Below are 12168 nucleotides of genomic sequence, written 5' to 3'. Positions count from 1 at the left end.
AGGGGGCATGGCGGCAGGAGTTGTCTCTTTCATCGCTCAAACTTTAACGTGAAATCTATGCCATGCTTAGATTATACCTTTATTGCTTCTCGATTTTTGTTTAAGTCCCGTTATCCGGGAATTGCTGGATGGAAAACACATTCAAATGGAGGAAATGGGCACCTAGAAATATCGAAGCTAGGCAAGATTCAAATGCGTGGACAAGCAAGGGCGTGGGGAACACCCACAACTTGCACCATCGTTTGGAAAAACAATAAATGGTACGCATCCATAACTGTTAAATGCGATATTCAACGCCAAACTGGAACTGGAGCTGTTGGAGTTGACATTGGCACACTAACGGCTGTTGCTTTCGATAATGGGGACAAGATTGATAATCCTCGTTTTTTAGCCAAGGCTCAAGTAGACATCAGGAAAGCTTCCAGGGAACTGAGGCGTAAACGTAAACCGGAGAAGCGCAAAGCTAAAGCATCTCGCAGGTGGAAAAAGGCAAGGAAGAAAGTCTATAAACTCCAGAATCAAGTGGCAGCTCGGCGTCAAGACTGGGTTCATCAAGTAGCAGCACAAATAACTAGCGCTAATAGCTTGGTTGCTACCGAAACCTTAAAGGTCAAAAACATGACCGCCAAAGCTAAGAAAGACAAAAGAAGACGCCAAAAGACCGGGCTAAATCGGTCAATTCTTGATGTAGGTTTTGGGATGCTACGCAGTGCTATCAAGTACAAGGTAGAGGAAGCTGGTGGATTCTTCGTAGAAGTTCCAGCCCAGAAAGTAAAACCTTCTCAAACCTGTCCTCAATGCTTGGCTCAGAAGAAAAAAGAGCTGAGCGAACGCATTCATTGCTGCGAACAATGCGGATACACGTCCGATAGAGATGTAGCATCTGCATTGGTCTGCATCAATTATGTAAAGGGGTTAGGAACTAGCCTCTTAGACGTAGATGATTCTAGCTCTACTGTAAAAACTCGCAAATCTACGGGAAGCTTACAGCAACTAGGTCAAGCGAAACGTCAGAAACCTCGGACGTAGCGAATGCGGAGTCCGTAGGTAGTTCATAGTTAGAAAAAGTTGCTCACCGATGCAGAATTTTCTCAAATAGGTTATTCTCAACATCTGGACAGTTCTGGCGCGAAAACAGGTGGTTCAATCTTTCCGGGTGAGGAGAGTCCGCTCCAAGAGTCGAGCATCTGACCGTACAAAGTCGCCACTTCCCATGCAATTCGGGCATAAACCATCCCTCTAGCTGAATCTTTCTCGCACTGCTCGATCAGATCCAATCCCATCGCTAGATGATGCAGGTCTACCTCAGAGTGGATTTGCCAATAGCGTCCTACTGGCAGTCCTAGTTCTTTAAGCTTGGGAATCACAGCACTGAAGAAGTCATAAGACACTCCTTCTGAGATTAAATTCATCGTGATGATTTGGTGGGCATTGGATTCACACAAGATAGAGCGCAAGCAATAAGCCTTTAGTGCTAGTGTTTCTTGGGTGGCAGGCACGGTAAGAGGACTCTCGTCTGGTTTGAGAAATTCCTGTTGGCGCATCCAATCCACTAACTGTTGAAAGTGATTGTCTTCTTCCATGGCATGTTTAGCGAAGCAGGCTTTGAATTGAGGCTCCCGGCACATGGCATGGCGTAGTGGTAGCGTCAAGCTGGTGAAGTTGTGTGATTGGTAGTATAACTGACGAACCCATCCTCTAATGTCGGCTGGCGTGGTAGCTCCACCTAAAGCTTTGTAAAAAAGTCCAGAGCGGAGGTTATTTCGGTACTCTTGTGCTAAATCCAGCAGCCATTGCATTTGTTTCGTTATCCCTAAAATTGTGAGTCAACTGGAGAGATTATAAGAGGGTCTGCTCTTGAGGCGTAACGGTGCATTTACTGAGATAGGCTTGTTGGACACAATCCATTCTCAGTAAATTTCAGTAGATGATCGATTATTTCACTGTGCCTGTCAGGAGCAACTAACCCATAGCTTTAACCCACTAGCCAACTTACTACCCGAACGCACCTCACCGGAATTACTTTACCTGAAATCCAAGTATCTTAAGGGGAAGATGGGGGCTTATTGACAGCTTTATTGAGAATGAGCTTTTGGGCGGGTTGGAGGCGGTGAAATAACGTGGTTATAAGGATTTGTAGGGTTGAAAGGGAATAACCCCTTCTTCACTGCCAATCCGGATAAGACACGAAAGTGTTATCCCTCACCCAAAAACGCGATCGCAGGTTTATTGATGCAAAGAGATGCCATGTGAGTAAGGAGTTGACCCTGACTGTATACTTCGACATCCGTCAGCTCAATAAACGTGCGTGAATTATTGAGTAAATCTGAAATCTGGCAAGAATAACCATCATCAAATAGACTGGTTCTCATCTCTCCTAAAATTTCGAGATCATTGTTCGTCAGAACCTTAACTCTCACCTGACTCATGATAAGTCATTCCTCTACTGCAAGCCTCTATGGCTTTATCACGGAGACGGATACAGTTTATGCAGGAATTAGAATATCGGCTGTAAAAAATTACATTTTTAATCATATTTTTGCATTTAATTTTAATATTTAATTTATCTTTATTCACTCTTGCCAGATAATAAAGCTAGAGATTGTTTCAATTTTTTAATTAAAATGTTTTTATGTAAGTCAAACTTTTTCTAGGATAATTTCGGGGTTCTAAATAGAATTTAATAAGAGAAAAATAAGCGGTTTCGCTAACACTCCGCTATCGCTCCGTTCAGAAAGACACATTATAACCCTGCGGAGTATATCTACCGAGAATGTTACAAAACCTCAGATCGAGGAAAATAGAGTTGTAGCCTGTCTTTCCCGGTCTAACCTTGAGTTACTCCAAAACCTCCCCAACCCGAAACCAGCCACAAGAAACACTCTTCAACCGCACTCGTACCAGTTTGCGCGACGCCCTCTCCTGGTATTCCAACCTGCGCCGCCACGGTGACAATCTCCCCGATGTGGAACTGCAAGCGGCGCTACGAACTGAAATCGAGAGTTTAAAATCTTCTCTCGACAAGCTAGACCAGGGAGTGATTCGCATTGCTGCCTTTGGTTTGGTCAGTCGCGGAAAATCAGCCGTCGTTAATGCCTTGCTGGGACAGAAGATTCTGCAAACCGGCCCCTTGCACGGTGTCACCCAATGGCCTAGGTCTGTACGCTGGACACCGGGCACAGAGGGGAAAGTGCAGGTGGAGTTAATTGATACCCCCGGATTGGATGAAATTCAGGGTGAGTCACGGGCGCAGATGGCGCGGGAGGTGGCCTCGCAAGCGGATTTAATTTTGTTTGTGGTGGCGGGTGACATTACGCGCACCGAGTATCAGGCGCTTTGCGAATTGCGGCAAAACCAAAAACCGATCATCCTAGTATTCAACAAAATTGACCTCTATCCCGACCAAGACCGGGAGGCAATTTACCGCCAGCTGCAACAACTAGGTACGGGGAGTCCCAAAGACCGTCGGCTGCAAAAGACGTTGACCGAAGATGAGATTGTGATGGTTGCGGCAGAACCCGCACCTTTAGAAGTGCGCGTCGAGTGGCCTGATGGTCGCGTCACCTATGAATGGGAGACGCCGCCAGCGCAGATTGATGAGTTGAAGCAGAAGATTTTTAAGATACTCAACCGGGAGGGGCGATCGCTGCTGGCCCTTAATGCCCTGTTTCAGGCGCGGAATGCAGAGGCGAACATGGCGAAGAAAACGCTTGAGTTCCGCAAAGCCGAAGCGGAAGAGTTAATCTGGCGTTTTAGTAAGTATAAATCTCTGGCGGTAGCGCTCAATCCCATTGGGGTGGTGGATGTCTTAGGCGGTGCGATCGCAGATTTAGCCCTAATTCGTTCTCTTTCGCGGCTGTATGGTTTACCCATGACCAGTTACGAAGCCGGTAAACTCTGGAAGAAAATTGTCGTTAGTTCCGGTGGGTTACTACTCGGTGAAATGGGTAGCAGTATGGTGTTGGGGTTGGGGAAAAGTGCCTCTGCCGTCACTAGTGTGTTTGACAGTGCATCAGGGGTGACAGCGTATACCGGAAGTGCGATCGCACAAGCGGGGATTGCAGGTTACGGCGCTTATGCAGTGGGTCAGGCGGCGCAAGTTTATCTGGAACAAGGTTGCAGTTGGGGGCCAATGGGGCCAAGTACAGTCATTCAAGATATTCTCAATCAGGTTGAACCCGATACTATTCTCTATCGCTTGCGTCAGGAATTAGGGCAACAATTGGATAAAGTTGGCGAATAAGAATCAATCTATAGCAGTCCTAAATGATTCATAAGAACCTCCCTTTCTCTCCTCTGCGGCCTCTGTGCCTCTGTGGTTTGTTTAAAAAAGCCAATCTCACAATTGATTTAAACTGGCTATATTTAAGGAACCATTACACTAAAGGCTGCATCATCAATACCTTTACGGGGTTGATAAACACCTTTATAAACCTTAGAGAAAAGCATGAAAACGGGCTGTGAATCTGGCAAAAAATACAGTTTACCTATCGCGCCGATAAAGGAGGGTTGAACTAATTTTTTATCATTCCTTCTCAAAGGATAATCCCAATCTTTGAACTCTTTTTTAAGAGCCACAATAGGCTGGTTTGGTTCAGATAAGGATGAAATCTCAAAACGCATAATTCCTGAATAATATACTCCCGTATGCCATCCTCTAGGCTCATTATTCACAAACACAGTACCGAATCGTCGCCGAGTTAGTCTTTTAAAATCTGAAACCGAAAGTTTTGCCTCATAAGTTTTATTGGAAGTATTAAATCTAGTTACCTCCATAATCATCTTTGAAGAAGGAGCCTTTTTGGGGATTTCATAGTCAAGTTGCTGCTGTAAAATCTTCTCTATAGGAGTTGGCAGTTCCCCTGGAGGCTGGGGGTTTAACGCCATAAACTTATCATGAAGAATTGGCTGTATCGATAAGGGATTAAGATTTAATTTCCAAACATATCTACCTTCTTCTTTCCCTGGAGGAAACCACGGAAAAACATAGAAGGGAGAAGACGGACTAAATACAAATTCGTTGTTCTGAGCGGGAAGAGTATAAAGTCTTGCATCTTGGTCAAACCAAGACAAAAATTCAAAACGGGTAACTTTCTCCTTTCCTGTTATTATTTCCCAAGAACTTTCCCTAGCTGGGAGAGGTCTGCTATACAGATAAAAAACTAACAGGAGAGGAAGTGTGAATGAGAGGATAAGAGCGGGAATCAATCTACGCCTAACCTTAAGGATTTGCAAATTTATTCAACTCCCCCTATACAATAACCAAGGAAATTCAACAGTGAATAAACTATCGACCTTCAAACCTGAACTCAAGATATCTAAAGCTCTATAGAGATTTTGTTCGGCAAACCTTGGATATCGAGTTCCAGTCGCGGCTTTTTAGCATCACAGATCAAGCCACCACTGTAGGCGCTTGTGGAAAGTGCAAATGCTAATTGATTCCCACCCACAACTTCTACGGTTGCGTCCCCAATAATGACTTTACATTGTGCCCCATCCACTCGTACTTCTCGACTATTGAGCACATCTTTAATTAAAACTTGTTTACCCTGTCTCATCACCTTGATTACCAGGTGACGAACCCCAAACCGAATGACTCCATCCCCTAGTTGCTCAATCTTGGTTCCATTCGGCAAACCTTTAATCACAAATTTTGTAGGCGTTGACGATTTGGATAGTTCTGGGGAGGTAGCCGTAGACTGAGAAACAGAAACTTGGGGGGTTGGACGCTGTTTGGGTGCGGCTGGGGGATCAAGCGGCACTGAGTCTGGAGAAATTGCCCATTTAACCGCTTTTTTGAGCAATTCTGAGTGATTTTTTGCCGCTTCCTCCATTTGCCCATGAGTTTGGGCGTAATCTTCCTGTTTTTTCTTGATAGCCATCCAACGCTCTTGGGCAAACTGGCGTAATTCGAGGTTGGATTGAGAGACAAATTGCTCGTAAAATTCTAGGGTTTCGACTAGTGAACCAATTTTTTCTAGAGCAATTCCCACTTGCTGCATCAACAGAGATTGCTGCCAGTCAGAGGTTGATAAAACTTGTTCCTTGAGGAATTTTTCATAGAGCTGACGTTGCTCATTGATAAGGTCATTGGGAGTTAATTCTGAAACGGCAATTTCATAGACAAAATCAAATTTTAAATCTGCTTTTTGCCGCTTAGAGCCAATAACTTTATGTGAGTATTTTTCAATGGCTTCAATAGCATCAAACCAACGCTTATTACGATAAAAATACTGCAATAAAACAGTAAATAACTTGATTGTAGGTACCCCCTGACATGCCTTTTCAAAGCATTCTTTAACCTTGGTTAATTCATCCAGCCAAATATAGACAACAAAAGCTTGTTGATATTGCTGGTTGATTTCTAACGCGGTGGCAACGTAGGGGAGCCAGTTGAGCAGACGTGGCTTTCCTGCCTTCTCCCATTCGGCGATGATACTATCATGTTCCCCAACTTGCGCCAGATATTCTAAGCCTTCAGGAATACCTAAAAGTTTTGCTTTTGCACGGTGGTACTCAGGATTTGGGGTGACACCAGATTCTTCCCAAATCCGCACCGCTTCTTCATAGTTTTCGGCACGGTAGAAACACTCAGCCACTAGGGAATTGAGTTGAGGGTTAGGCTCAGAGACAGGGTTATAACCGTGTGTTTCTAAAGCTTGTAATATCTCGCCAAACTGTTGCCATTGAGTTGCTGGGATGTTGGGAACGTTCAGTAAGCCTTCAATGCGGTTCACATATTCTTCGAGCGCTTTTTTCCATTGTTTACTATGAATGATTGACGGTTGAAGGTTCGTCGGTTGGTTAAAATTTTCCGCTATCAACGACTCATTATTACTAATTAAAGAAGTAAACGTGCTAAGAGCCTCTACATCCTTGGAATAGGCAACCATAAACAGGGCTAGAGAACGCTCAATCGCCTGATTGTCAGGGTATATTTTGTACCAAGAGACTAACTCTGACCAGCACATCCCCTGCCAGTAGCAATCCCAAGCTTCTTCGCTTTTGTTTAAGCTGAAAAAGTAGTTCCCCGCCTCCAAAAAACTCTCTTCAAATTTGAGCGCCCAAGCTTCACAAAAGTCGGCTTTTTCAGTGCCGCCAAGATCGTTGTAGAACTGTCGGGCACGTCTAAGTAAATCTGGGTTTTGTGTGTTTAATCCCTTTGTCTCAAACTCATCAGCGATCACGTCTGGGTTATCTTCGCGTAGTTCCTGCACGGTTTTGGGAGTACCTGTACTGAGGGTACGCACATTCTCTTCCCAAGGCTCTTTGCTTTTGGCGTAATAGAGCATGGCTTGCAATAAGGCTTCATCACTGGCGTATTGCCACAACTGGCGATCGCCTTTTTCCGAATCCACCACAAACAGATGTTCGGTTGCTCTTGATGCAGCCACGTAAAGCTTATTGAAAAAGTATTCCACCTTAACTCGTTGGTCGATCCCTTTCCCACTGAGATTCCAGACGTTTTGGTTGCAATCTTCCCCAAACTTGTAGAGAATAACCTTTTTAAACTCCAATCCTTTCGCTGCGCTCGCACTCAAGACATTCTTCAGCGGTTTAGGAGTGTTGGAATTGGGGACTTCTACCAGCGTCATGGTGTCCCCCTCTTCCCCTCGATCAAACTGGGGAAAAATTTCTGAGAGTACCTCATCGGCTTGGGCATAAGCCACTTCTTCCCCTTCTTCGCACGGCACAATAATAATCGTGTCTCTGATATAGTCAGCTAGTGCTTCAGGACTAATATTTCGGTTCAAAATGAACTTTTGCGGTTCGGGGAAATTGCCCTGCTGCCATGCCGTCTGAGGCTTGAGTTCAGGGATGTCAAACAAAACATGACGCCACAACTGAATTAAGTTGGTAACTTGCACGATAGGTGGAGTAGAGCGGTAATTATTAGCTAATTCTTGGAAATTAATCATAAGTTTTAACTGCTCCGCAGGGTCTAGTGCCGTAATCACTTCCGCATCAAAGATAGCTTGTACACTAGACCAATGGAATCCTGTTGGGTTTAAGGTCTGAAAAGGGTCTCCCGCAAAGGCAAAAGGTAGACTCTGAAGCGGCTGGTATCCCAAATGATATTGGGAGAACATCGACAGTCGCATAATTAGCTGAAGTTCCAGGCGGGTAAAGTCTTGGGCTTCGTCGCAGAAAATCGCCGTATACTCAGGACGATAACACTTCAGTTGGAGAACTCTAGCAATTAAATCTTGGTCATCCCAGTAGCCTTGCTCAGTGGTGATGCGCTTATACCAGCGTTCCCAGATTGTGTCATAAATGCCTTGGAATTTCTCAAAAGAGACCGTGTGTTCCTTGCGGGGGACTTCCTGCTGGTAGTCTTCGGGAGTCATGTACTCTTCCAAACCATACCCTTTGATGAAACTGCGGATAACATGCCAGCAGGTTTCTGGGGAATAGCGCCTCCCCTGAGGCAGGTGGAGAACGACTTTGGCTAACGATTCACAGGGACTTTTTCCCTGATACAGTTGTTTGAAGCGATGGAAAGAAATATATTTTTCCGGGTCAAACTGCGCTTTTTCCTGTGACGGTAACAAGTCAAACAAAAATTTTTGGAACGGTTGGAAACAGTGATCGATGTTATCTTTCTCGTTCCCCGGACTCCTCTCGGCGACAAAGCGATAATGGGAGGACAGCAGCGTACTTACTGCATCCCGCGCCACCTCCAGCAATCGCTCGTTATAGGTTAAAAACAAAGGCTCCCCAGGCAGAGGCTGCTCGCGGCGATGTCCTTGCTTGTCGTAATACTTCCGGTAGCAGTAATCGGCAAACAGATAAAGCAGCATGGTAGACTTACCGCTACCCGCTCGTCCATTGATGAATAAGGGCAGCGAACCTTGACCGGGTGCTGCACTGGAAACGGACTGAAGAATCTGCTCTTCTTCTACGGAAAGAGCCAGATTCGCCTCTTTTCCCCGCTCAATCGCTAGCCAACTTCCCTCATCGGCAAGCAGATAGGAGGGATAGGAACGTTGAGCAAAGGGGGTCAACTCATGCAAACTTAAGAGACGTGCCAAGACGTTGCTGGTAGTAGAGCCATCAAATAAGGCGGTTTTCTGACCGATTTGGATAATTTCTTCTCTGGATGGTCGGTGATTAAAAGGTGCCAGTAGAAACAAGACACCCCCAACAAAGGTGTCAGTGGTTTGCATCTCGCTATAAAGCACATAATGTTGGTTCAACGTGCACAACTTGACATTCAGCAGATCAGGAAACCCTTCACAAGGATGGGTTCCGCTTCTAATTCCTGTAACCAGTTGATAATAAGTTTCCCAAGCGTCTCGGATTACGGGTTGTCTAAACCGGGTAACCCATTCTTCACTTTCGTAAATCAGCCAGTCTTCTGTGAGCGTTTCCATCTCCCAACCCGGAGGTTCTAACCAAGGGCGCAGTTCTGGCTGGAGTTGTGGGAGTTTCTGAGCGGGATGCTGCTTATTTTTTTCACGGGTGAGCCAATCTCGGATGTGTTGCGGATTGAGTTGAGGATCGAGGTGCGTTCTGCCATACTCTCGCGGATCTTCGAGGAACTGTTCGTAGTCGTTGTCACCCCGTTTAAAGATATCGAGCAAGCATAACAGTTGCTCGTCACCCACTCTCAGAATGCGTGCAATGAGTCTTCGGTTGAGGATTCGGCGCTTTAAGTAAGGATAGACTCGTTCAAAACGTGCCTGTACCTCATCAATTCTTTGAGTTTCCAGTTCCACACACAGATCATCAATTCGCTCTTGAAGACCATAGAGTTCTGCCTTATCGTTGCATCCAGAGGTGCGATAGACGTACATGGGTGAGTCTCCGCTGTTTCTGCCAAACACACAGCTATTACCGCTATCCCTATTGTCGTCTAGCGCCGAAATTGGTACGGGGATTTTTGGTTAAAGATGATACAGTTAGCAAAATTTTGTCAGTTAGTTGCTTGACTATACTTCAACTTGAACTTACTGCAGGGTGGCGAAAATAATATGCATTTGAAAAAGGTTAAAAAGCTTTCTTTCCTTCTGCCTTCTGCCTTCTGCTTTCTGCCTTCTGTCTTCTGCCTTCAGCCTTCAGCCTTCAGCCTCCTGCCTCCTGCCTTCAGCCTTCAGCCTCCTTGCACTTAGCGACTTCGGAGAACTGCATCCAGGGTTTTCAGTAACTCCTTTGTCGTGTATGGCTTATACAAAAAGGTTTGCACACCAAGGTGACGCGCCTGTGCCAACTTATCATCAGATACGAGTCCTGTCACCGCCACAATCTTGCCTTGAGGGTTCATTCTTCGTAAAGTACGAATCGTCGTAGGGCCATCCATGACGGGCATCATCATATCAATCAAAACCACGTTAATGTCTTCCTTGTGCTGGGCATACACCGCCAGCGCCTCGATGCCATCGCTAGCCGTCAGTACTTTGTAGGAATAAGTCTCCAGCGAGGTTTGGGTAATCTGGCGAATGGCGGCCTCATCATCAACCACGAGAATCAGTTCGCCATGACCTCTGGGCATTTCAGAGTCTTCACTGGTGGGTATAGGTGTTTCCTGTAATGCGGGCAAATACACCTCAAATTTGGTACCTTGCCCCAGTTTGCTCAATACATTGACAAAACCCCCGTGACTTTTGACAATGCCGATCACGGTAGAAAGACCTAATCCTGTCCCCTTACCTACTTCTTTGGTGGTGAAAAACGGCTCAAAAATTCGATCCAAAATCTCCGGCGGGATGCCCGTTCCTGTATCCGAGATGGTAATGACAATATAAGAACCCGCTTTCGCATCAATATTCATCCGAGCCGATTGTTCGTTTAGGAACAAATTGTGGGCGGAAATGCCCAAAGTCCCGCCATCGGGTAGGGCATCGCGAGCATTAACACACAAATTCATCAGTACCTGATGCAGTTGGGTGGCATCTGCGGAAACCGTCCATAAATCCGGTGCTAGATCGGTATGCACTTCAATGGATTTGGGAAACGTCTCTTTGGCAATCTGTCTAATTTCTGAGATGATGTGCCTGACCTGTACCAGGGTGCGATCGCCTTTAACTCCTCGTGCAAAGGAAACCACTTGCTTGACTAATTCTGCTCCCCGTCTGGCATTATCTTCTAAAATTTTCAGCCACTGCCGAGCTTGCTCATCGTGGAGTTTGAGCGCCAAAAGCTGAACCGACATTAAAATCGGGGCGAGGACGTTGTTCAAGTCATGGGCGATACCGCTCGCCAGTGTGCCAATACTCTCCATGCGTTGGGCACGCAGAAACTGAGCTTCGAGTTGCTTCTTTTCGGTGATATCCGTATTGACGATTAAGATTGAGGTGGGCTGCTCCTGCTCATTTTGCACCAATGTCCAGCGACTTTCGACAATGATGGCAAAGCCATCCTGGGTGACTTGCTGCAACTCCCCATACCAGTTACCTTCGAGAGCCACTAGGGTTTGCACCTCTTTGAGCCGAAGGCAATTTTCATCTGAACACAATAGCTGATGGGCATCTTGGCCCATTACTTCCTCTGCCTTCCAGCCGTACATGCGCTGGGCACCTTTATTCCAAAATAAGATTTGATTTTGCAGATTTTGCACCAGAATGGCATCGGTCGCAATATCCAAAAGAGCCGCCTGTTCGCGAATTTTTCGTTCAGCTCGCTTACGCTCGAGCGCGTAACGGATAGAACGCTCTAACAGTGGCGCTCTGAGCTGACTTTTGTCCAGGTAATCTGCCGCTCCCGCTTTCATCGCTTCGATGTCAATTTCGCGATCGCCTTGCCCGGTGAGTAAAATCATCGGTGCTCTACATCCTTGGGCAACCGCTTGCTGCAACAGTTGCAGTCCATTATGCTCGCCGAGACGATAGTCCAGCAGATAGATATCATGCTGATTTTCCCCCATCATGTCTAAGGCACAATCCCAATCACTCGCCCATTCCACCTGGAAGCGAGTGCCCTGGCTTTCAGAGAGTAAATCGCGGGTCAAAATATAATCATCTTCGTCATCATCAACCAGTAAAACTCTGACTGGGTGGTTGTCCATCTCAGTCCCTAGCCTCTTTAGATGGTCGTTCAACAATCTCACAACAGCATTGGCTCAAGGTCTTCACCTTAATTAAGCAGCTAAATGTAAGGATCGAAATCTCTCAGAGTAGAGAAGTTCTTTTATTCCATGGGTTTTTCTCCTTTGGCTAGCTGTTCAATCAT

Annotated in this window: 7 protein-coding genes; 2 read left to right on the top strand and 5 right to left on the bottom strand. The window is 45.9% G+C overall.

The features are described from left to right. Nucleotides 1-1029, top strand: a 1029-nt coding sequence (locus NDI48_23615; GenBank protein ID MEP0834157.1) for a transposase, incomplete at its 5' end; no start/stop codon positions are given. A gap of 77 nt (nt 1030-1106) precedes the next feature. Here NDI48_23615 and NDI48_23610 read toward each other — a convergent pair. Beyond that, a complete protein-coding gene (locus NDI48_23610; protein MEP0834156.1) occupies nt 1107-1799 on the bottom strand; it encodes an iron-containing redox enzyme family protein in 693 nt (230 codons plus the stop codon). A 396-nt stretch (nt 1800-2195) separates the two neighbouring features. Then, nucleotides 2196-2429: a hypothetical protein gene (locus NDI48_23605; GenBank protein MEP0834155.1), complete on the bottom strand. Its 234-nt coding sequence runs from the start codon at nt 2427-2429 to the stop codon at nt 2196-2198. Between the two features lie 404 nt (nt 2430-2833). On the opposite strand from NDI48_23605, the gene NDI48_23600 reads away from it, so the two are divergent. After that, nucleotides 2834-4243 (top strand): GTP-binding protein, encoded by a 1410-nt coding sequence (locus NDI48_23600; GenBank protein MEP0834154.1) that lies wholly within the window; start codon nt 2834-2836, stop codon nt 4241-4243. 122 nt (nt 4244-4365) lie between these two features. Here the strand turns inward: NDI48_23600 and NDI48_23595 are convergent, their stop codons facing one another. The 3 genes from NDI48_23595 to NDI48_23585 all read right to left on the bottom strand — a co-directional run bounded on the left by NDI48_23595 (nt 4366) and on the right by NDI48_23585 (nt 12004). Continuing rightward, nucleotides 4366-5073 (bottom strand): hypothetical protein, encoded by a 708-nt coding sequence (locus tag NDI48_23595; protein MEP0834153.1) that lies wholly within the window; start codon nt 5071-5073, stop codon nt 4366-4368. 245 nt (nt 5074-5318) lie between these two features. After that, complete coding sequence (locus NDI48_23590) at nt 5319-9797, bottom strand: hypothetical protein (protein ID MEP0834152.1); 4479 nt, start codon at nt 9795-9797, stop codon at nt 5319-5321. 311 nt (nt 9798-10108) lie between these two features. Then, nucleotides 10109-12004 (bottom strand): response regulator, encoded by a 1896-nt coding sequence (locus NDI48_23585; protein ID MEP0834151.1) that lies wholly within the window; start codon nt 12002-12004, stop codon nt 10109-10111. Between the last annotated feature and the right edge of the window lie 164 nt (nt 12005-12168).

Source organism: Microcoleus sp. AS-A8, assembly GCA_039962225.1.
Classification (GTDB): Bacteria; Cyanobacteriota; Cyanobacteriia; order Cyanobacteriales; family Coleofasciculaceae; genus Allocoleopsis.
This window is presented reverse-complemented; position numbering and strand designations above follow the sequence as displayed.